We start from the raw sequence: 19,753 nt of genomic DNA, 5'->3' as shown, positions 1-19,753 counted from the left end.
TGCCGCAGGTGGGTGTCGAATCAGTTGCGGTAAAGTGCTTTCGGCCCATATCCGGAAGACTTCGCTCAAGCTACTCGAGCCCGAGCGCTTTAAAACATCACCCGACCTCACGGCCCCAGTACCAGAGTAAACACGGTGGTAACCAATGACTGACAACGTTATAAAAAAAGAACGTAGCCGAATTATGTCTTTGGTCAAAGGAAAAGATACTCGCCCTGAGATGGTGGTTAGGCGTCTACTGCACGGCTTAGGATTTCGCTATCGCCTACACAACGCAAAGCTTCCCGGAACACCCGACATAACTTTTTCCAGAAAGCGCAAGGTTATTTTCGTGCATGGTTGCTTCTGGCATCGACATGATGGATGCGCTCTGGCCAGAATCCCCAAATCCAATCAGGAGTTCTGGGTGGCCAAACTCGAGGGCAACAAAGCTCGCGACGAATCTACCTTAGTCAAGCTCCACGAGGCGGGATGGGAAACACTGGTGGTCTGGGAATGCGAACTGAAAGACTTGCACTCACTCAAACAACGGCTTTTATCCTTTCTCGGAGAAATCCCTAAGGATCAGATTTAATAACTTTTCCGTGTGGATAGTGCTCCCGATCTTTATAGACAATAACATAACCCGGCAACGCGACAACTTGCCATTCATCTCCCAAAACAGTATTAACCTGTTACAGAATACTTAAAACACTGTCCGCCTCTTTACGAAGAACGACCTTCCTCTCCACCAGATCTTGATGGGGCTTTTTTGAACGCTCCCCCTGACCTTGAAATCTAACCGTATAGGCCAACTGTTCCTTCATCTGCTTAAGCACCTCAGCAACACTATAACTGCTTTCTTGCTGAAGCACACATACTTCAACATTAAGATCAATTGGATAAAGCCTATCAAAGTGACTAGCTTTGACTTTCGACTTATCTCTATTTCGACCAGGATCATTTGAACCAAACCCGCTAAAATTCCATGAAAGAGGAATACTAGAAGACTTGTAGTGCTTAATAAGGAGCTCCTCAAGATCCATTGCGGTAAAAACATAAACCCGCACAACCTTGAAACTAACCTCACTCTGATCAAGATTCATACGAGATCGGATTTTTTTTGAATGCCGCAGCAATCTCTGACGCAAACCGGCGTCAGCATCGGTTTTACCTATATATACCAACTCCCCACGAAATAGTAATTGGTAAACTCCCTGATCCTCCGATACGGTTTCGACGGCAACATCATTCAACGGCCCCGACTCCATCTGATCAAACAGAGCGACCAACTCTTTCAATAATGCAGAAGGGAGATCAAACTCCAACTCCTTAAAAAAAACCATTTGCCGAACGCTCCCCAGATCCACCTACAGACGCCCTGCAAAAAACTCACCAATTCAAATAAGTTTATACAACTTATTTCCGAGAATCAGACACCTAAACCTCTGAGCCGTGAAAATTGGTTTTAAGCAGACGATTCACTCGCCTTCGGCCTCGATGAACTGCCCAGACAAACATGCAGGCAAAACTCGGAGGTATGTTTCGGCATCTTGAGCTATTTGATCTTTTGTTTCTGGTCGATCGGCCAACCGCATAGCCCACTCACGTCCCGGATGTAAAACGTCCCATCTTGGGCGCATCCCGGCATGCCGCCCTTTACCTGGATTATGGTTACCAAATCCGTCAATCAACGAATTCCACACTGGAGTGAATCGCGAAATGATCAGGGACTCCCCAAGCGGGATCCAAATATCATCTACCACTAAAAATCGGCAATAAAAATCATTAATATCTAAGTTGTCTGCCGACTTTATGCTCTCGGCGTGCTCCTTGAGGCGCTTGCACAGCACTTTACCAGCCGAGAGTACACTCGCCCCCATTCTTGCTCCTGCAGGAACAGCCTTGCCTACATAGATAGGCAACAGGAACTTTTCATCATTATTAAGTCGTTTGATCTGAGCATAAGGAGCGAAATTACCAGTGTAATAGATTGCATAGATCCCTGCCCCTTCAAACACCGGCAAATCACCCAGCGGGTGAGCCTCTTTGGTCAATAGCGCCTCAGCGACGCTCGCACCCAGATTTTTCTTATCCAATGGATTAAATGGAATAACGTTGCCGGTCACGCAATTTCCCTTCCCTTGCCTATCTTCACCGTAGCTAATCTGCTCAGCTCTGCTATCGCCAGCTTCTCAGCAACACTGGAGGCCACGCGCTGCCCAAGCATAACAGGAACTGCGTTCCCAAGCTGACGCATAGTTTCCGACCAACTGCCGTGGAATCTATATCCATCGGGGAATGTTTGAATCCGTGCGCTCTCACGTATCGTGAAATAGCGAACGCTACCGTCCTCACGCACAAGCATATTTTCCCCCCCAGGGACCCCATGCCCCCCAGCTTTCAGCGTCTTAGCGGGTAGATCCAAAGGACTACCAGTATGCCCTGGATAGGATCTCGCACCTGGTTGAAAAAGATGATTTGGTACCTTCAAAGCCCCGTGTGACTCGGGGTCAGGTAGATCATAAATTGCATCCCTTACAGTACGCCAAGGAAGCGACCTCAACTGCGTTTTCAACTGCTTGAGCTTCGCTACGCGAGTCGCGAGCTTCGCTGGTACATCAGGCATACGCAACCCATGACGTCGCCAATAATTGCCTGTCACCCATTGATCGTGCAGTAATGCATCGTAGCTGTGGGTGGCCTCCGGAAACGACCACTCGACTCCGAGATCATCGCGAAAGCCTACCAGAAACACCCGTTCCCGTTTTTGTGGAACCCCGTAGTCAGCAGCATTCACTAGAGTGGGGACGACATTGTATGTGAACCCGAACCCCTTACTTTTTCCCGAAGTTTTTTCAACTTGAAGGCGCTTCAGATGGTCAATCCAATCCTCATCACCTATAGGAGGCAGTTCAGGAAACTCCAATTGAAGTTGAATATAGTGAAAGTAATTGGCAAAGGTCGCCCTGGTAAGGCCCTTGACGTTTTCCACAATGAACGCTTTCGGCTTGAGCCGCCGGATCACTTCGACAGTGGCAGGAAACATATCGCGATTATCGGCCTGCGCTTTATGCTTACCTCCAATAGAAAACGGCTGGCAAGGAGGACCACCAGCTAAAAGCTCAATGTCTTGAGGAATCGAACTCCAGTCAAATGATCTAACATCCCCCTCATGCAAACTCCAACTAGCCAGCAGTGGGTAGCCACGCCTTTGGTTCTCTCTAACCGTGTCACATGCCCATTTATCCCACTCAACAACCGCCAAGTGTTCAAAGCCCGCGAGCTCACAACCCATGGCTAGCCCCCCGGCGCCGGCAAATAGCTCCACTGACCTCATCGAATCGCCCCAAAAAATACTGTAATAATGTACAGCACTCTAGCAAATTTGAGACTTTTTCGCATCCCTTCTTTCCTACCCCTCAGCGGAAAACGGGCCTCCTAAACAAACCAATCTGCAATTTCGGAAAGTACCTACAAGGCCCATCATTGACCCACTTGATTGCGATACCTACCCTACCAACGCGCCTAAGAAACGCATAACACAGCGGCTTGACCGCTCCCGACAGATGTGGCTTTTTGTGCTTACGGTATGAATGTGCGCGCAAAAAATCTCTGCTATGTCGGGAGTGGACGAATACAAGACCCGAAAGGGAAATATGTCCGGCCTTCTGTGTGGGTTTCTTAGCTCCCGACACCCATAACGCCCTAAGAAGCGACAGAGGTACATGGAAATGCCGACCCCATACCAACCTTCAGCTCGAAGGTGCCCCGAATCCCCACCGATACACACCGCATCTTCAGCAGATGCAGCCGCCTCCAACCACTTCACTCCCATCATCTTCACCCGCTACAACCGCCCGCTCCACGCCATCTGGCTCGAATCCCAAGCTTGGTTCAGCGCCCGTGATCTGGGCCGCTTGCTCGGCCGCTATCTCGAGTCCCATGCCCTTCGTAAGCTCGACACAGATCAAACCCGAACCCTTACCCTCTTGCGTAATGGCATCTACCAGCCGACCGTGATGATCAACGAATCAGCGGCCTACACCACGCTGGTGCACCACTACACCCCAGAAAACCGCAGCCTTCGTCAATGGCTGACCAACGAGGTCATCGCGGTGATGCGCGACGAGCACGCGGACCTAAACACGCATGCTCCCAGTCTCAGCTTACTGAAATGGGCAGATCTGTCCGTGAGCATGCTCCATTGGCAGAACGAGCCGTGGATCAGGTTGCGAGATTTGCCTGAGGTATTAGCTCATCCCCATATGGGCCAGAGGAGCTCAAGCGAGGGCAAGCGGTCCTGGTGGCGGGTCCCCTCTCGATTGTTCCATTCCGGCTTGCTTCGCTAGCAGTGTGATCATGCTTTTTTCTTGGGCCATCCAAGTGCTGACCCTTCGCTAGACAGAGAAATTTCCTACAAGTATTGTCTCCCCGATCTTTCAGCATCGGGATAGAGATGACTACACAAGGAAATGAGAAGTGGACAGATGCAGAGCTTGCTGCCTCCGTGACGATCTACCTCGAAATGCTGGAGTTAGAGCGAAGTGGTCAACCGCTCAACAAAGCTCAGTTCAATCGCCAACTGCGTGATGGCCAGCTTGCAAGCCGCTCTCCTGGATCGGTTGAGTTTCGGATGCAAAATATCTCGGCCGTGCTGGCTGAGCTATGCCTGGAGTGGATCAAAGGGTATCCCCCTAGAGGCAACGTCGGAACGCAGACCAAAGCCACCATCATGGGCTTTTTGCAGGCCGGTGGTGCGTTGGTTGTCGATGATTATGAGGCTACTGAAAGCGAGGAAGTTCTTGAAGCTAAAGTCGCCAAGCTGATGCTGTTGGAGCTCAGCAGTACTCCGGCGGGCATCAAAAAACCAATTCGCTCCCTCCGAGAGGCTTCGGTTTTTCTAAGAGATCCTTTGGTTAAGGCTTGGATACTACAAAATGCCAAGGGGATCTGCGAAGGCTGTGGCGACCCGGCTCCATTCAAATTAGCTGACGGCAGACCGTTTCTCGAAGTCCATCATGTTCGCCCGCTGAAGGCTAAAGGCAGTGACTGCACCAGCAATGCTGTCGCACTTTGCCCAAACTGCCATAGGCGCTGTCACTTGGCGGATGACTCCGAGACATTCACGCATTCGCTGTACGAAAAAAATCTGCGGCTGGTGCGAGAATAGTTATTCACCCAAATCCACCGGATCACGCAAGGGGTCGCGAGGTGCATTCTCCAGCTTTATGCCGCTCAAAGGGACTATGCGGGCTCGGATAGCATCGACTAAAGAGCCTGCCATGAAAGGCTCGATCGACAATGCCGAACGTAAATTGTCGAGAGCCTCTTCCTTCATGGTACGACCAAGCAACGCTGCCCGATTGCCTAATCGCGCTTCGAGTTGATCGTCGAAATTAATGCGACCTACAGCGGGACGTTTGAGAAACACTCTCTGACCTTCCGCTGCATCCCACACCCGATCAACAACCAAAGCAGAATCCGACTCTTCCGCGGGCAGAGAAACCCAGCCATCACAGCTCCCCTACCCTGCAAATCCATCTCCCCACCCACAAAGCCATACGAGTGCTGCGCTGTCGTTCCCGAGCCCGTACGCGAAGCAATCACCACCGGCAGCTTTTCCGCAATTCGCCCAATACGCTCGGCCCATTGCGCAGCCACATGACCGGCACCAAACCCGGCGATCACCAGTCCGTCATAACCCAGCCTGACGATCTGTTCGAGCAACTGAATATCTGCACCCAATACAGCTTCCAGTAATGCCACCCGATGATGTGTCTTGCCGGGATAAGGCAATGTCATTCGCTCAAGTGGCGGCTCGCTCAGATACTGAACCCGCCCTTCCACCATCACCCCAACCGGACCAAACAACGGCGACGTAAACGCATCCACCGCCAACGCATCAGACTTCCGCACCCAAGCCGCCGCATGAACCTGGTCGTTCATCACAACCTGCACCCCACGCCGGCGGCTGTTCTTATCCAACGCCACCTTGATCGCCGCCATCAAATTGGCCGGCCCGTCGGCACCAACCTGTGAGGCCGAGCGCATGGCGCCCGTCATCACCAGCGGCGCATCCAGATCCCAGAGCAGGTCCAGAAAGTAAGCGCTTTCCTCAAGCGTGTCGGTGCCTTGGGTCAGCACCACGCCAGTGGCTCCCTGCTCGACCTGCGCCTTCGCCCAGCGCAATACGCTCAGCAGTTGCTCGAAGTCCAGCGAGGCGCTGGGCAACAGGCAAAGCGTCTCCACGTTGATCAACGCGAGCTCAGTCAATTCCGGCAGCGAGGCAAGCATCGCCTCCCCAGTTACCGCAGGCGTCACACCTTCGCCTGCACTTTTCGCTTGCATGCTGACGGTGCCTCCAAGGGCACCGATGGACAGTTTGGGCAGGGTCATGTCGGTGTCCTGTCTGTCGTCAAATGGGCGGGCATTCAGAAGCTCCCCACGATCAAGCCAATAAAGGGAATGATGAACACCGTGCTGATGGCCATGGAGATCACATTGCCGACGTAGCCATGCACCCAGTCAGGCAAGCGGCGGCTGATGGCGGCGGCCAGTGGCGGTGCGATCAGGGCGCCGAGGGGGGCGCTCAGGGCGATGACGGGGAAGCTGCCGCCGAGGGTCAGCACGGCGGCAGGGGCGACGGAGACGATGGGGATGTAGGTGGGGTACCAGCCGAGTTTGATCCATTGGCGGCGCCAGACGATCACGCCAATGGCCGAGGCCAGTGCCTGGGCGGCGATCATTTCCAGCAGCCAGCCTGAGCCGTAGGCCGGGCTGGCCGGGTTGAGCGCGTAGGCGAGCAATGCACCGAGCAGCAAACCGAGGCTGGCCAGTTCGTTGCCGAAAAATGGGGCTTCGGAGAAGTCAGCGAGGATTCGCCGCAGTGTCCAGGCGATGCCGTAGTTCGTTGGGGCATTCGAGGTGGGTTCGGCGCTTGTCTGTGGTGCGTCTTTCGATGCCCCGTGCAGGCTTGGCGTCGTTACCAGGGCGGGTATCCACCGGCACAGGATAAATGCCAGGACACTGGCGATTGCCATGCCGGAAACATTACCGATTACGACCGGTAGACCCAACGGTTTGCACAACCCATTGACGATCAGCAGGCACCACGGGGTAACCAATACTGCCCCCATGATTGCCCCATTGATCGCGACCCGCCAGCCCCGCCCGTACAGCAACACCATGGCGGCCGGCAAGGACACGAAGGCGACGAATGTCGGCTGCCAGTCCCCTTCGAAGAGGGTCCAGCCCCAGAGCAGATTGCTGAGTACCAGCCCCAGCAAGGAGCTGGTGATCACCCAGGGCCACAATCCGGTTCCATAACAAATCGCGAACCCTTGCCACGCCTTGCCGGTGCGATTCGCCCACCACGCAATGCCGGCGCCGGCTAGCAGGCCGATGGAGGCGAACTCGTGTTTGTAGAAGGCAACTTCGCTGATATCACCCAGCACCCAGCGCCACCAGGCGAAGGGGTGATGGAGGCTGTCCATCATGTCGGCATAGCTTGGCCACCAGGCCGTTGGCGAGGAGGCGCCGGTGAACGAGGTCACACCGAAGATGCAGAGTGCAGTGACCAGGACAAGGGTCACGATGATGATATCGGACGACGCATCAAATGCCTGGGGCGATGACTTGTTGATCGGGTTGTTCATGACCCACCTCCTCAACGCGCCAGTGGCGGGTGCATGTCATAGCCGAGCATGGCGCCGTACAGGTCAGTGCGGCGGTCCCTGGGCAAGTCGTTGAGGCTGTTCCAGATGGGTGCGGTACGTGCGCAAGTGAGATCGACGTCGGCGTAGAGGATGGTTTGCTCCTCGGCCGAGGCCACTTCGCTGATGGGCCAGCCGTTGGTGCCGGCGATCAAGGAACAGCCCAGGAAGCGCTCGCCGCGGTCGGTCCCGATGCAGTTGGCGGCGGCGATGAAGACGTTGTTGACGTGGGCGGCGGTGATGGTGAGGTAGGACGCCATGCACTTGCCGGTTGCGTCGAACAATGGCGGAGGCGTCCAGACCCAGTTGTTCAGGCTGCAGATGATGTCTGCGCCCTGCAATGCGAGCAGGCGGGGGGCTTCAGGAAACCAGATATCCCAGCAGATGAGCAGGCCAATGCGGCCTATGGGGGTGTCGAATACCGGCAGCCCCAGGTCACCGGTCGAGAACCAGAGCTTTTCCTGATTCCAGAGGTGGGTTTTGCGATACCGCCCGATGAAACCCTCCGGCCCTACCAGTACGGCTGTGTCATATATTTTCATGCCGTCGCGTTCGGCCAGGCCGGCGGCCAGGTACACCTGGTGTTGGCGGGCGAATTCCAGCCAGGCCTCCACGCTTGGGCCGTTGGGCACGAACTCGGCGTGGTCGAAGGCTTCTTTGCGGGTTTTGAAGGCGTAGCCGGTGTTGGCCAGTTCGGGAAGGACGATCAGGTTGGCGCCGTTTTCGGCGGCTTCCTTGGCCAGGTGCAGGGTATGGGAGAGGTTGTGTTTGCAGTTTTCCAGGCCGGCTTGTGGGTCGAATTGCACGACGGCGATGCGGACAGGGCTGATGGCTTCGGCGGGTTGTGGCATGAATGGGAGACCTTGTTTTTGTTATGGATAACCCGGATGGGTGGTTTCCATATAACAAGCTATTCATTGGGATGAGGGAGCCGGCGGCTTCCGAGAAAGGAGTGAGTAATTTCTGAAGGAGTGATTGAGTGGGCAATCGGTGGGCTGCTGTAGATACCGTCTTGCCCCTCACTGGGCAAGCGCTATCTTCGGGGCAAGCCGCAGCCATGTAGCCGCAGCCTTCGGCAGCCGTTAAAAGGGTCACCTCTATCTCGTTCCCACGCTCTGCGTGGGAATGCCGTGCCAGACGCTCTGCGTCGACCTAAAGAGCACGACGCAGAGCGTCTCTGGATGCATTCCCACGCGGAGCGCGGGAACGAGGAGGTAATTATCCGACTCAACTCGGTCGGCGTATGATTTAAGGTTTGGGTTTATATTCTGGATGGTCTTTCATTTAAAACCCGCCATTGAATTGTGCTCGGTTTGAATGGACGCACGACGTTGCCTTTGAACTTCGCCCAGCGCTCGCTCGGTTTGAAATAAGGAGACAGTCATGACCAAGCCCCAAACGACTCCACCCCAGCAGGCGTATCAGCCGATGAACTGCGACCTGTACGACTACCTGGAGATCGCCTGCCTGCATGGTTATCGCTTGAAGGTCGAACTGGTTGATGGGGCTGACTTCGAGGCCAAGGCGGTGACCACGCGTACGTCTGCGACCAAGGAAGAGTTTCTGTGCCTGGAAGGTGCGGACGGGGCGTTGGAGGTGCGGCTTGATCGGTTGTTGGCCATTACGCCGTTGGGCGCTGGGGCGAGTTTTGGACGGGTGGAGTTGGCGGGTGGGAGTTGTGCAATTTGATTGAGGTGGATGGCTCACGTCTGCCCGTCCCCGCGATTCCTGGCTCACGAAGCGTAACGCAGCGATGAGAAAGTCTCACCACTGGTGAGACAATTGCCCAGAACTCCGCAACAAAAAAGTGACACCAGTGGTGACACAAACTCACCCTACGGACCTGAAAATCTTCAAAGAAATGTGGCGCAGGGGTACTAGTGCGACGCTTGGTAACGTTCCCGCCACAACGCTGACCGCTGCTCCCTGAACCTGGCCACACCCGCATCGGTAACCCCGCAGAATTTCTGTAACCAGCAAGCAAGCATTTCCTCTTCTGGGTAGAAATACTTGCCCTTGAGGGCTTTGCCGGTCCGCGGCGTGGCATTCATCTTGTTATCGAAACTCGCAACTGCAAACTCATCGGGTGGCAAACATCCCGTTGCATGGACGGTGTCCTCGAACATCCACAGCGCTTCGTTGATATGGCCCTGCGCACTGCGCTCACCACGCTTGAACAGGACGAACTCGCTGGTATGAGCCATGAACTGCTCACCCGCGGTAGGCATTTCGACCCAGTCGAGCACACCGTCACGCATGGCAAGACCGAGCATTCCTTCCATCCAGCGCGAGCAAAAATCGTTCAGGAAGGCTTCGACATTGGCTTTCTTCATGTCGCTGAAGAACATCATGTAGCGAGTGTCGACATGGATGGCGACCAGCACGTGCTTGCGCCTTATGACTGCGGCATGGAGCAGCCACTGATCCGCTTGCGCGACATCAATGCCGTCCCGGGCCATCGCGGCGGCATCGTCTTCTATTCGCGCAAAGGGCGGGGTTTGCACGGGTGTGATTTTCTTGCCCTTCTGCACGCGAGTGAAGAAGTCGGTGGCGGCTTGTGTGCAGTTGAAGATCAGCATTAGCTATACCTTGATCCGTGGTTCGAGCAACGATGACGAGCTTGATAAGCCTTCAGTTTTTTCATCGGGCCATAGGCAAAAGTCTCAGCAGTGCTGAGACTTTTTCGCTACTTACCGGGGACCTGTTTGAAGCGTTCGGCAGCCTTGCGATAAACCTGCTCACGCTCACGTCGATCAACCGCCACGACAAACACCACCACCTCATGATCAAGCACCTGGTACACCAACCGATAGCCGCTACTGCGCAGCTTGATCTTGTAGCAGTCCGGTAATGCGTGTAGACGGTTGGCTTCAATACGCGGATTGAGCAAAATCTCAGCTAGTTTTTTCTTGAGCTGCTGGCGGACGGTATCTCCTAACTTGTGCCATTCTTTCAATGCTCGCACATCGAATTCAAGGCTATAGATCATCCAGCGTAACCTTCACGCGCTGCGGGGCTGACAGACGCTCGCGCACGGTGGCGATCAAGGCCTCATCGTCCTCGGTCATCAACACCGGGCGAAACGGCAACTGGCCGCGCTCAGCCACATACTGCAAAGCCTGACGCATGAGTTCTGAAGGCGTGACGCCGAGCCGTTCCAGCTCGCGGTAAGCGCGGGCTTTGAGTTCGTCGTCGATACGGATATTGATGGAAGCCATGGCTGGATCCTCACTGTAAAGACACTCGTCATTACAATGCCACCCCCTCGCCCTTTATGCAAACAGAATGTTCGCGGGATCACCTGCCACCCAAGGGCTTCTATTGGCCAATAGTGTCAGCAGTGCTGACACTATTTCTCGCATTGGATCAGTGCAAACAGCACTGCTTGAACTTCTTCCCACTCCCACACGGGCAAGGATCATTGCGCCCTACCCGCTCATCCCGAGTGCGAACAGTCTGCGGCGTACGCTGCACCAGGTAGTAGGCATGCAACGCCAATACCGCAGGCTCGATGGCATCGATCGAAGCCTGAAGTTCGTCGGGGGTCAGTGCTTCAACCCGTTCGAAGTTCTCTTGTTTGCCATGCAGGGCAATCGCTTCCAGCTGGGCAGCCTGCTCTGCCGGCAAGCCCTGCCAGCCGCCAACCAATGCCACGCCACGCATGTAGCCGATGCACCACTCGTCGACGATCATTTCGCCGTTGCCGCTTTCACGGTTTTCCAGGAACACGGCTTCGAAGGTTTCCGGGGATTCCATCAGCTCGGCAGCGAGGGAGTTGAGGTGGCGCATGAGCAGTTTGTAGAAGCGGTCGGCCTGGGCGGGGTTGCTCCACTTGGGCTCTTTGTCTTTGCCGCCCCAGACAGCTGGCATCCATTGGCTGGGCATGACCATGACCGGGCCGGAGACGATGGCGGTGAAGAAGCCGTCAAGCTCGGAGGCGTTCTGGATGGCGTCGTCGTTGCCGTGCTTCATGAGCACGTCGTCCACCTTCTGCAATTCTTCGTTATCCAGGGGTTCGAAATCTGAAATTTGCATGTCGGTGGGGCCTGTTTGTGAAATGTCGGGGGGATTTTACGCATTCGCAGCATTGCGCGGTATTGAAAAGAAAGGTTGAACTGACGCGCTGCACGGTGGTGACGACGCAGAGCGTCTGCGGATGCATCCCCACGCAGAGCGTGGGGACGAGGGGGGTGGTGAGAAGGTGAGCCGTGTCAGCGCATGCAGCACTGCTTGTACTTCTTTCCACTGCCGCATGGGCAAGGGTCGTTGCGGCCTACTTTGGGCTCGGCGCGCACGGGCTCGTGGGTGATCGCTTGCGAAGCGGTACGCTGTTGCGCCCAATACTGATGCAGGCCCACGGCGGCGACCTTGATGACTTCTATGAAGGCTTCTTCGGAGCTGAACGCCTGCTCCGGGTCTTCCTTGCCTTTGGAAATGACATCCAGACCGAGCGTGTGCATGGTGATCAGGCCGAGCAAGCCCTTCTCGTGTTCGGGCAAGTCCGCCCAGCCGCCGGCGACATTGACCCCGCGCTGATAGCCCAGGCACCAGTCTTCCACGTCGAGGCCTTCCCGATCTTCGGCCTGGTTGAAGATCGGCGAGTAGGCATCCGGGTAGTCCACTAGCATTGTGGCGATCTGGTTCATGTGCTGGATCAGCAGGTCGAAGAAACGCTGGTAGGTCTGTTCGCTTTTCCACTTCGGCAGGTGCTCGGCGCCTCCCCAGAAGGCGGCGTACCAGTCGTTGAAATGGATGTCTTCGATGTAGGAGATGATGGCGGTGAAGTAGCCGTCGAGTTCCGAGATGCTGCGGATGGAGGTTTCCCCGGCGTGCTTGTCCAGTTGGTCCTGGATGAAGTCGAACTGGGCGAGGGTCAGCGGTTGGTTGCTGATGGTGTAGGCCATGGGGAGTGCTCGTTTGATTGGTCTGCTGTGCCAATAGAGAATATCAGGCAACAAAAAAGGGCGACCCTCTCGGATCGCCCTTCTTCACACCGCCCAGCAGAGCGGATTTTGTTTGGTAGGCGCGATTGGACTCGAACCAACGACCCCCACCATGTCAAGGTGGTGCTCTAACCAACTGAGCTACGTGCCTGCTGTGAGGCGGCATTTTACGGAATTGCGCAAAGGTGTCAACTTTGTGTTGCATGCTTTCGCAAATCAGCCGCGACGCTTGGGGCTGGCGCGGTCTTTCAGGTAGCCAACCAGTCCCCATGCCGACTCCGGAACGTTACCGTCGTCGTAAGTCACTGATATCTCACGTCCGTCATCAATGATGATTTCGTATTGCTGGCAATCCCGGCCCATTTCGTCGCAGTGCCTGCCGGACACCTTGATGCCGCTTTCGCGCACCAGGCGTTTGACGGTTTGTGCTTCATCGTGCGCCAGGGCGTCCGTGTCCAGTTGGCAGACTTTGACGGTGCCGACGAATCCTCCGGTTTCCTGGAACTGGATTTTCATGAGCTGACCTCGCAAAAGAGCTGGCTACAGGCTGATCCCGACTTTCTTCCATGCCGCCTTCACGGCTTTTTTGGCTTGCGCGCCATAGCGGGCGCCGGCGATCTGGACACTGATTTCGGCGCAGTCCTGGAACTGACTGTGGGCATTGAGCTGAAGCAGGGTTTCGTACCAGATCCGCCCGGCCACGTCCCAGGCATTGCCGCCAAGGGCCTTGGCCACCAGGACGAAGGCGCGGTTGGGAATGCCTGAATTGTAATGCACCCCGCCATTATCCCCTGATCCTGTGACAAGTTTTGACATGTGGTCGGGTTGTGGGTCGTCGCCCAGGTAAGGGTCATTGGCAAAGGCGGTGCCGGGGAATTCCATGTCGCGGATGCCACGGCGGGTGGGCGCGGGTATCAACACGTCGGCGCCGATCAGCCAGCTGGCGCTGCTGGCGGGTTCATTCAGATGCCATTGCCGCACCAGGACGCCGAAAACGTCGGAGAAATGTTCGTTCAGTGCGCCGGACTGGCCGTAATACGTGAGGTTGCTGGTAAAGGTTTGCACGCCGTGGGTCAGTTCATGGCCGATGACATCCAGCGAGCGGGTGAAGCGTTGCGACCATAGCCCGGCACCGTCGCCATAGGCCATTTGCGTGCCGTTCCAGAAAGCATTGTCCAGGGGCACGTAGGTCTTGGTGCGGAAGTCGAACTTCTTCATGTGCACGGTGGAGATCAGGGCCATGCCTTTGCCGTCCAGTGAGTTGCGCTGGAACAACTGGTCGTAGAAGTCATAAGTAATGCCCGCACCGTCGTAGGCTTCATCCACCGCCGCATCACCGCTGGGGCCCTGCCCTTCGGCGCGGGCCAGGTCGCCGGGCAGTTGGCCACTGTCGTTGGCGGTGTAGACCAGGCGGTGGCGCGTCTGGCCGGGTGACAGCGTGGCCAGCAGAGTTGCAATGGCCTGGGCGCTTTCGCGGGTGGCACGGTAGCCGGCATCGGCCTTGAGGTTGGCGATGGCCTGCGAACGCACCTGCGGGTCGTCGGACTGGGCGAGGCGCTCGGTGATGTAGGGCGGAATGATGCAATGCAGCGGGTTGCGCGTGCACATGGTCGACCCTCCTTGGGCGGGGTATGCACACAGCGTAGCCAATCACCAAAGGGCCACCCCTTCCTCCCGTCTCCACCTCACAGTGGTTTTTCCACCCGTAAATCCACCCCGGGTTGGACGCGCCGCGCCCACCTGGCTTGTTAAAACGTCTCGCATAGCGTCCCCTGACGAGACATTCCATGACCGACCAATTGCTCAATGAGCGTGAACTGAGCTTCCAGCTCTACGAACTGCTCGACACCCAAGCGCTGCTCCAGCGCCCGCGCTATGCCGAGCATGATCGCGCCGTATTCGATGCCACGCTCGATACCGCCCGCCAGCTGGCCGCCGATTACTTTGCCCCGCACAACCACAAGGGCGACGCCAACGAGCCGACCTTCGATGGCGAGCGAGTAACGCTGATCCCGGAAACCAAGGCGGCCTGGGATGCCTTTGCCCAGGCGGGCTTTCTGGCAGCGCACCATGATTACGCCGATGGCGGGTTGCAGCTGCCTGAAGTGGTGTTGCGCGCCTGTATGGCGTATTTCAACGCAGCCAATATCGCCTCGGTCGCATATCCCTTCCTCAGCATCGGCGCCACCAATCTGGTGAAGAGTTTTGCCAGCACCGAGCTGCAGGCGCGCTTTCTCGCGCCCATGCTGGAAGGCCGTTTCAGCGGCACCATGGCGCTGACCGAAGCCGGCCAGGGCTCGGCCCTGGGGGACTTGCGCACCAGCGCCCGCCCCATGGCCGACGGTACGTATCGGGTGTTCGGGCAGAAGATGTTCATCTCTGGCGGCGACCACGAGATGACCGAGAACATCGTGCACATGGTGCTGGCCCGCATCGAAGGTGCACCGGCCGGGGTCAAGGGGATTTCACTGTTCCTGGTACCCAAGTTCCTGGTCGAGGCCGATGGCAGCATCGGTGTGCGCAATGATGTGGCGCTGGCCGGTCTGCTGCACAAGATGGGCTATCGCAACACCACCTCCACCGTGCTGAGTTTCGGCGAGCACGAGGGCGCGGTCGGTTATCTGGTCGGCGAGGCGCACAAGGGCCTGGGCTACATGTTCCAGATGATGAACGAGGCACGCATCGGCGTCGGCCTGGGCGCGGCCAGCCTGGCGTACCAGAGTTACCTGCATGCCCTGACCTACGCCCGCGAGCGCCCCCAGGGGCGCCTGCCCAGCAACAAGGACCCGCTGGCGCCGCAGGTACAGATCATCCAGCATGCCGATGTGCGGCGCATGCTGTTGCAGCAGAAGGTTTACGCCGAAGGCAGTCTGGCGCTGTGCCTGTACGCCAGCAGCCTGGTCGAGGATGCCCACAGTGCGCCCTGCGAAGCAGAGCGTCGCGATGCCGCCGAGCTGCTGGATCTGCTCACGCCGATGGTCAAATCCTACCCGTCCCGCTACGGCCTTATCGCCTCGGACATTGGCATCCAGGTACTCGGCGGCGCCGGCTATACCCGCGAGTACCCGCTGGAGCAGTACTACCGCGACAACCGCCTGAACCCCATCCATGAAGGCACCGAAGGCATCCATGGCCTCGACCTGCTCGGGCGCAAACTGGGTCCGCGTGGCGGCGATGGCTACCGGCTGTTCCTTGATCGGGCCCGCGCCACGCTCGACAGTGCCCGTGGCGATGGGACGCTCGAACCCCTGCAGGCCGCGCTGGGCGATGGCCTGGGGATTCTCGAGCAGGTGACCATGGCCTTGCAGGGCCAGATCGCGGCCAATGCCGACCTTGGGCTGTCCAACGCCACGACTTATCTGGATCTGTTCGGCCGCGTCGTGGTCGGCTGGCTGTGGCTGCGCCAGGCCACGCTGGCCAGCCGCGCCCTGACTGCCGGTGCCAAGGGCAGCGAGGCCGATTTCTATCGCGGCAAATTGCAGGCGGCGCGCTACTTCATGGACTGGGAACTGGCCCCGCTGCCGGCCCAGGCGAACTTGCTGCAGGCCGGAAATCGCGTCTGCTTCGACATGCAGGACGCCTGGTTCTGAACCGGTCGCCCTCCCCTACAGCGCTACTCCAAGGAACCTCTATGAGCACCTTGATCCACACCCGTATCGAAAACGACCTGGCCCTGATCGGCCTGGCCAGTGCCCCGGTCAACGCCCTCGGCCAGCCGCTGCGCGTGGCCTTGCTGCAAGCCTGCGAAGACGCCGCCGCCAATCCTGCCGTGCGCGCCATCATCCTCCACGGCGAAGGCCTGGCCTTCAGCGCCGGGGCTGATATCAGCGAGTTCGGCAGCGCTGCCTCCCATGCCGAGCCGTCCCTGCCCGATCTGCTGGTCCGCCTGACTCAACTGGACAAGCCGCTGATCGCGGCCATCGGCAAGTTCGCCCTGGGCGGCGGCCTGGAGCTGGCCCTGGCCTGCGGTTACCGCATCGCCGAGCCCCTCGCCCGTGTCGGCCTGCCGGAAATCAGCCTGGGCCTGCTGCCTGGCGCCGGGGGGACCCAGCGCCTGCCGCGATTGATCGGTGCGCAAGCGGCTCTGGAGATGATTGCTTCCGGTCAACCCATCGTTGCCACACGCGCCAAGGAACTGGGTGTAGTCGATCGTTTGGCCAAGAGCCCCGAAAGCCTGCTTGATGATGCTCGCCAGTTCGCTCGCGACCTGGTCGCAGACGTCGCCCCGGCACGCCCGGCCTGGCCGATGCCAAACCCGGCCAGTGAACTGGCAGCCGATTTCTTCGCCCAGTACCGCACCGCCAACGAGCGCCGCTGGAAAGGCCAACTGGCCCCGTTCCTGGTATTGGCCGCCGTCGAGGCCAGTTGCACACTGTCGCTCGAAGCAGGCCTGGCTGAAGAAAAGGCACTGTTCAAGCAAGCCGAAGCCTCGAGCCAGTCCCAGGCGCTGCGCCATGTGTTCTTCGCCGAACGTGAAGTCGGCAAGGTGCCGGGCGTGGACGCCAGCACGCCGATCCGCGCGATCGACAAGGTCGCCGTGATCGGCGCCGGCACCATGGGTGGCGGCATTGCCATGAACTTCGCCAACGCCGGAATCCCGGTGCGGCTGCTGGAGCTCAAGCCCGAGGCCCTCGACCGTGGCCTGACCCAGATCCGCAACAACTACGAAATCAGCATCAAGCGCGGCAAGCTGACCCAGGCCCAGCTGGAGCAGCGCATGGCCTTGCTCACCGGCACCCTGGAGTACGCCGACATCGCTGACTGCGACCTGGTGATCGAAGCCGTCTTCGAAAGCCTGCCGATCAAGCAGCAGGTGTTCCGCACCCTGGATGAGGTGTGCAAGCCGGGCGCGATCCTGGCCAGCAACACCTCGACCCTGGATGTCGACGCCATCGCCGCCGTCACCCGCCGCCCGCAAGACGTGATCGGCCTGCACTTCTTCAGCCCGGCCAATGTCATGCGCCTGCTCGAAGTGGTGCGCGGCAAGGCCACCGCCCCGGACGTGCTGGCCACCACCCTGAAGGTCGGCAAACGCATCGGCAAGATCCCGGTGGTGTCGGGCGTGTGCTTCGGCTTTATCGGCAACCGCATGCTCGAACCCTACTCCCGTGAAGCCCATCGCCTGCTGCTCGAAGGCGCCACACCGGCACAGATCGACAAGGTGCTGACCGACCTGGGCCTGGCCATGGGCGTGATGGCCATGCATGACCTGGCTGGCATTGACGTCAGCTTCCTGGTTCGCGAATCGCGCCGCGAAGTGATTGCACACGACCCGAGCTACTGCAAGATCGCCGACGAGCTGTACGCGCTGGGTCGCTACGGCCAGAAGAATGCCCGCGGCTTCTACACCTATGAGGGCCGTGATCGCCAGGAGGCCCCGGAGGTACTGGCACTGGCTGAAAAGGTCGCGGCCAAATTGAACATCACTCGTCGCCCGATCAGCGAGCAGGAAATCCACGACCGCTGTCTGTTCATGCTGATCAACGAGGGCATCCAGCTGCTCGACGAGGGCATTGCCTTGCGCAGCAGCGACATCGACCTGGTGTGGATCAACGGCTACGGCTTCCCGGCCTGGCGCGGCGGCCCGCTGCACTATGCCGAGCAGCTTGGCCTGGACAAGGTGCTGGCGGCCATCGAGCACTACCGCGAGGCGCTCGGTGACTACGGCCGGATGTGGTTCCAGCCGGCGCCGCTGCTGCAACGCCTGGTCGCCGCCGGCCAGCGTCGCATCGCCAAGCACTGATTCTTGCGCGGCCGCTGCCATCGCGGCGGCCGTCCACAACCTCTATCGGAAACTCGACATGAAAGAAGCCGTCATCCTCTCCACCGCCCGCACGCCCATCGCCAAAGCCTTTCGCGGTGCCTTCAACAACCTCAAGTCGCCGAGCATGGCCAGCCACGCCATTCGTGCCGCGGTCACCCGCGCCGGTATCGAAGCCGCTGAAATCGACGACCTGATCATGGGCACCGCCATGCCCAGCGGCACCGCTGGCTGGAACCTGGGGCGCATGGCGGCACTCGCCAGCGGCCTGCCCTACAGTGTCAGCGGCCAGACCCTGGACCGCCAGTGCGCCTCGGGCCTGATGGCCATCGCCACGGCAGCCAAGCAGATCATGGTCGACGGCATGCAGGTCACCATCGGCGCCGGCCAGGAACACATCAGCCTGGTGCAAAACCGCAACATGGAATGGGCCATGGCCGAGCGCGACGAGCTGGTGATGCGCAACGCCGTGCATGCCTATATGCCGATGCTGCAAACCGCCGAGATCGTGGCCGAACGCTACAACATCAGCCGCGAAGCCCAGGACGCCTATGCCCTGCAATCGCAGTTGCGCACCGCCGCCGCCCAGCAGGCCGGTTTGTTCGCCGATGAGATCGTGCCGGTGACTGCCACCAAGCAAGTGGTCGACAAGGCCACGGGTGCTGTCAGCTACGAACAGGTCACCCTGACCCAGGACGAAGGCAACCGCCCGCAAACCGTGCTCGATGACCTGGTCAAACTCAAGCCGGTGATCGAAGGTGGCTGCATCACCGCCGGCAACGCCAGCCAACTGTCCGACGGCGCCAGCGCCTGTGTGCTGATGGATGCGCGCCTGGCCGAACAACGCAACCTGGCGCCGATCGGCCGCTATTGCGGCATCGCCGTGGCCGGCCTGGCCCCGGAGGAAATGGGTATCGGCCCGGTGTTGGCGGTGCCCAAACTGCTCAAGCAGCATGGCCTGCGGGTGGATGACATCGGTCTGTGGGAGCTCAATGAAGCCTTCGCCTGCCAGGTCCTGTACTGCCGCGACACCCTGGGCATCGATCCGGATAAACTCAACGTCAACGGCGGCGCCATCGCCATCGGTCACCCCTACGGCATGAGCGGTGCACGGATGGTCGGGCATGCGCTGCTTGAAGGTAAACGTCGTGGCGTGAAATATGTGGTGGTGACCATGTGTGTCGGCGGCGGTATGGGGGCGGCTGGGTTGTTTGAAGTGCTGTAATGACACACCTTTTGACTGGGCTGGCCGTCATGGCCCCATCGCTGGCAAGCCAGCTCCCACAGATACAAGCATGACAGTGAAGACCTGTGGGAGACCTGTGGGAGCTGGCTTGCCAGCGATGCAGACGACG

The 19,753-nt window shown here is 58.4% G+C and carries 21 protein-coding genes and 1 tRNA gene; 7 read left to right on the top strand and 15 right to left on the bottom strand.

Annotation, left to right across the window (positions count from 1 at the left end):
• The first annotated feature begins 145 nt into the window (after positions 1–145).
• Entirely contained in the window at positions 146–574 is a 429-nt protein-coding gene (locus F2S13_RS03000) for a very short patch repair endonuclease (RefSeq protein ID WP_166358915.1), read from the top strand.
• Positions 575–674: 100 nt separating this feature from the next.
• Here F2S13_RS03000 and F2S13_RS02995 read toward each other — a convergent pair whose 3' ends face one another.
• The 3 genes from F2S13_RS02995 to F2S13_RS02985 all read right to left on the bottom strand — a co-directional run bounded on the left by F2S13_RS02995 (position 675) and on the right by F2S13_RS02985 (position 3,319).
• Positions 675–1,325, bottom strand: a complete 651-nt coding sequence (locus F2S13_RS02995; RefSeq protein WP_166358913.1) for a GIY-YIG nuclease family protein — start codon at positions 1,323–1,325, stop codon at positions 675–677.
• Between the two features lie 135 nt (positions 1,326–1,460).
• Positions 1,461–2,108, bottom strand: a complete 648-nt coding sequence (locus F2S13_RS02990) for an Eco29kI family restriction endonuclease (RefSeq protein WP_166358911.1) — start codon at positions 2,106–2,108, stop codon at positions 1,461–1,463.
• Entirely contained in the window at positions 2,105–3,319 is a 1,215-nt protein-coding gene (locus F2S13_RS02985; RefSeq protein WP_166358909.1) for a DNA cytosine methyltransferase, read from the bottom strand. The genes F2S13_RS02990 and F2S13_RS02985 overlap by 4 nt, the downstream gene beginning before the upstream one ends.
• A gap of 394 nt (positions 3,320–3,713) precedes the next feature.
• Here F2S13_RS02985 and F2S13_RS02980 point away from each other — a divergent pair, with 394 nt between their 5' ends.
• Both F2S13_RS02980 and F2S13_RS02975 read left to right on the top strand, forming a co-directional pair.
• A complete protein-coding gene (locus F2S13_RS02980) occupies positions 3,714–4,331 on the top strand; it encodes a BRO-N domain-containing protein (RefSeq protein ID WP_166359203.1) in 618 nt (205 codons plus the stop codon).
• 107 nt (positions 4,332–4,438) lie between these two features.
• On the top strand, positions 4,439–5,152 hold the full coding sequence (locus F2S13_RS02975) for an HNH endonuclease (RefSeq protein ID WP_166358907.1): 714 nt from the start codon (positions 4,439–4,441) through the stop codon (positions 5,150–5,152).
• Here the strand turns inward: F2S13_RS02975 and F2S13_RS02970 are convergent, their stop codons facing one another.
• Genes F2S13_RS02970 through F2S13_RS02955 form a run of 4 tightly spaced genes read right to left on the bottom strand, consistent with a single transcriptional unit; the run spans position 5,153 to position 8,545 of the window.
• The gene (locus F2S13_RS02970; protein ID WP_178118972.1) at positions 5,153–5,413 is read right to left on the bottom strand and encodes a plasmid stabilization protein; all 261 of its coding nucleotides are present in this window, start codon (positions 5,411–5,413) and stop codon (positions 5,153–5,155) included.
• A complete protein-coding gene (locus tag F2S13_RS02965) occupies positions 5,389–6,378 on the bottom strand; it encodes an asparaginase (protein ID WP_166358905.1) in 990 nt (329 codons plus the stop codon). The genes F2S13_RS02970 and F2S13_RS02965 overlap by 25 nt, the downstream gene beginning before the upstream one ends.
• 35 nt (positions 6,379–6,413) lie before the next feature.
• Positions 6,414–7,637 carry a hypothetical protein gene (locus tag F2S13_RS02960; RefSeq protein ID WP_166358903.1) on the bottom strand — a complete coding sequence of 408 codons (1,224 nt, stop codon included), beginning with the start codon at positions 7,635–7,637 and terminating at the stop codon, positions 6,414–6,416.
• Between the two features lie 11 nt (positions 7,638–7,648).
• On the bottom strand, positions 7,649–8,545 hold the full coding sequence (locus tag F2S13_RS02955; RefSeq protein ID WP_166358901.1) for a nitrilase family protein: 897 nt from the start codon (positions 8,543–8,545) through the stop codon (positions 7,649–7,651).
• Positions 8,546–9,077: 532 nt separating this feature from the next.
• On the opposite strand from F2S13_RS02955, the gene F2S13_RS02950 reads away from it, so the two are divergent.
• Positions 9,078–9,383 carry a Rho-binding antiterminator gene (locus F2S13_RS02950; protein ID WP_166358899.1) on the top strand — a complete coding sequence of 102 codons (306 nt, stop codon included), beginning with the start codon at positions 9,078–9,080 and terminating at the stop codon, positions 9,381–9,383.
• Between the two features lie 188 nt (positions 9,384–9,571).
• Here F2S13_RS02950 and F2S13_RS02945 read toward each other — a convergent pair whose 3' ends face one another.
• The 8 genes from F2S13_RS02945 to F2S13_RS02910 form a co-directional block, all read right to left on the bottom strand.
• A complete protein-coding gene (locus F2S13_RS02945) occupies positions 9,572–10,273 on the bottom strand; it encodes a DUF6933 domain-containing protein (RefSeq protein ID WP_166358897.1) in 702 nt (233 codons plus the stop codon).
• A 107-nt stretch (positions 10,274–10,380) separates the two neighbouring features.
• Entirely contained in the window at positions 10,381–10,683 is a 303-nt protein-coding gene (locus F2S13_RS02940; protein ID WP_166358895.1) for a type II toxin-antitoxin system RelE family toxin, read from the bottom strand.
• Positions 10,673–10,912, bottom strand: coding sequence for a type II toxin-antitoxin system RelB/DinJ family antitoxin (locus tag F2S13_RS02935; protein WP_166358893.1), 240 nt, complete (start codon positions 10,910–10,912; stop codon positions 10,673–10,675). The genes F2S13_RS02940 and F2S13_RS02935 overlap by 11 nt, the downstream gene beginning before the upstream one ends.
• A gap of 148 nt (positions 10,913–11,060) precedes the next feature.
• Entirely contained in the window at positions 11,061–11,729 is a 669-nt protein-coding gene (locus F2S13_RS02930) for a YecA/YgfB family protein (protein WP_166358891.1), read from the bottom strand.
• 176 nt (positions 11,730–11,905) lie between these two features.
• Complete coding sequence (locus tag F2S13_RS02925; RefSeq protein ID WP_166358889.1) at positions 11,906–12,598, bottom strand: UPF0149 family protein; 693 nt, start codon at positions 12,596–12,598, stop codon at positions 11,906–11,908.
• Positions 12,599–12,711: 113 nt separating this feature from the next.
• Positions 12,712–12,788: transfer RNA gene (locus F2S13_RS02920), tRNA-Val, on the bottom strand.
• Positions 12,789–12,853: 65 nt separating this feature from the next.
• Complete coding sequence (locus F2S13_RS02915; RefSeq protein WP_166358887.1) at positions 12,854–13,153, bottom strand: protealysin inhibitor emfourin; 300 nt, start codon at positions 13,151–13,153, stop codon at positions 12,854–12,856.
• A gap of 24 nt (positions 13,154–13,177) precedes the next feature.
• Positions 13,178–14,245 carry a M4 family metallopeptidase gene (locus F2S13_RS02910; protein WP_166358885.1) on the bottom strand — a complete coding sequence of 356 codons (1,068 nt, stop codon included), beginning with the start codon at positions 14,243–14,245 and terminating at the stop codon, positions 13,178–13,180.
• Positions 14,246–14,424: 179 nt separating this feature from the next.
• On the opposite strand from F2S13_RS02910, the gene F2S13_RS02905 reads away from it, so the two are divergent.
• From F2S13_RS02905 to F2S13_RS02895, 3 genes are read left to right on the top strand one after another with little or no spacing between them, the layout of a single operon-like run.
• Complete coding sequence (locus F2S13_RS02905; protein WP_166358884.1) at positions 14,425–16,227, top strand: acyl-CoA dehydrogenase; 1,803 nt, start codon at positions 14,425–14,427, stop codon at positions 16,225–16,227.
• A 41-nt stretch (positions 16,228–16,268) separates the two neighbouring features.
• On the top strand, positions 16,269–18,380 hold the full coding sequence (locus F2S13_RS02900; protein ID WP_166358882.1) for a 3-hydroxyacyl-CoA dehydrogenase NAD-binding domain-containing protein: 2,112 nt from the start codon (positions 16,269–16,271) through the stop codon (positions 18,378–18,380).
• 58 nt (positions 18,381–18,438) lie between these two features.
• Positions 18,439–19,623: an acetyl-CoA C-acyltransferase gene (locus tag F2S13_RS02895; protein ID WP_166358880.1), complete on the top strand. Its 1,185-nt coding sequence runs from the start codon at positions 18,439–18,441 to the stop codon at positions 19,621–19,623.
• Positions 19,624–19,753 lie beyond the last annotated feature (130 nt).

The sequence above is a fragment of the Pseudomonas akapageensis genome, assembly GCF_011355085.1.
Lineage (GTDB): Bacteria > Pseudomonadota > Gammaproteobacteria > Pseudomonadales > Pseudomonadaceae > Aquipseudomonas > Aquipseudomonas akapageensis.
The sequence above is the reverse complement of the archived record's forward strand: the minus strand, read 5'-3'. Positions and strand labels throughout refer to the sequence as shown.

What these genes read in the sequence shown, in the direction of transcription:
- F2S13_RS03000 (WP_166358915.1), top strand. Translation starts at nt 146, where the DNA reads ATGACTGACAACGTTATAAAAAAAGAACGTAGCCGAATTATGTCTTTG.
- F2S13_RS02995 (WP_166358913.1), bottom strand. Translation starts at nt 1,325, where the DNA reads ATGGTTTTTTTTAAGGAGTTGGAGTTTGATCTCCCTTCTGCATTATTG.
- F2S13_RS02950 (WP_166358899.1), top strand. Translation starts at nt 9,078, where the DNA reads ATGACCAAGCCCCAAACGACTCCACCCCAGCAGGCGTATCAGCCGATG.
- F2S13_RS02935 (WP_166358893.1), bottom strand. Translation starts at nt 10,912, where the DNA reads ATGGCTTCCATCAATATCCGTATCGACGACGAACTCAAAGCCCGCGCT.
- F2S13_RS02895 (WP_166358880.1), top strand. Translation starts at nt 18,439, where the DNA reads ATGAAAGAAGCCGTCATCCTCTCCACCGCCCGCACGCCCATCGCCAAA.
- F2S13_RS02910 (WP_166358885.1), bottom strand. Translation starts at nt 14,245, where the DNA reads ATGTGCACGCGCAACCCGCTGCATTGCATCATTCCGCCCTACATCACC.
- F2S13_RS02915 (WP_166358887.1), bottom strand. Translation starts at nt 13,153, where the DNA reads ATGAAAATCCAGTTCCAGGAAACCGGAGGATTCGTCGGCACCGTCAAA.
- F2S13_RS02945 (WP_166358897.1), bottom strand. Translation starts at nt 10,273, where the DNA reads ATGCTGATCTTCAACTGCACACAAGCCGCCACCGACTTCTTCACTCGC.
- F2S13_RS02960 (WP_166358903.1), bottom strand. Translation starts at nt 7,637, where the DNA reads ATGAACAACCCGATCAACAAGTCATCGCCCCAGGCATTTGATGCGTCG.
- F2S13_RS02905 (WP_166358884.1), top strand. Translation starts at nt 14,425, where the DNA reads ATGACCGACCAATTGCTCAATGAGCGTGAACTGAGCTTCCAGCTCTAC.
- F2S13_RS02965 (WP_166358905.1), bottom strand. Translation starts at nt 6,378, where the DNA reads ATGACCCTGCCCAAACTGTCCATCGGTGCCCTTGGAGGCACCGTCAGC.
- F2S13_RS02930 (WP_166358891.1), bottom strand. Translation starts at nt 11,729, where the DNA reads ATGCAAATTTCAGATTTCGAACCCCTGGATAACGAAGAATTGCAGAAG.
- F2S13_RS02975 (WP_166358907.1), top strand. Translation starts at nt 4,439, where the DNA reads ATGACTACACAAGGAAATGAGAAGTGGACAGATGCAGAGCTTGCTGCC.
- F2S13_RS02980 (WP_166359203.1), top strand. Translation starts at nt 3,714, where the DNA reads ATGCCGACCCCATACCAACCTTCAGCTCGAAGGTGCCCCGAATCCCCA.
- F2S13_RS02955 (WP_166358901.1), bottom strand. Translation starts at nt 8,545, where the DNA reads ATGCCACAACCCGCCGAAGCCATCAGCCCTGTCCGCATCGCCGTCGTG.
- F2S13_RS02985 (WP_166358909.1), bottom strand. Translation starts at nt 3,319, where the DNA reads ATGAGGTCAGTGGAGCTATTTGCCGGCGCCGGGGGGCTAGCCATGGGT.
- F2S13_RS02940 (WP_166358895.1), bottom strand. Translation starts at nt 10,683, where the DNA reads ATGATCTATAGCCTTGAATTCGATGTGCGAGCATTGAAAGAATGGCAC.
- F2S13_RS02925 (WP_166358889.1), bottom strand. Translation starts at nt 12,598, where the DNA reads ATGGCCTACACCATCAGCAACCAACCGCTGACCCTCGCCCAGTTCGAC.
- F2S13_RS02900 (WP_166358882.1), top strand. Translation starts at nt 16,269, where the DNA reads ATGAGCACCTTGATCCACACCCGTATCGAAAACGACCTGGCCCTGATC.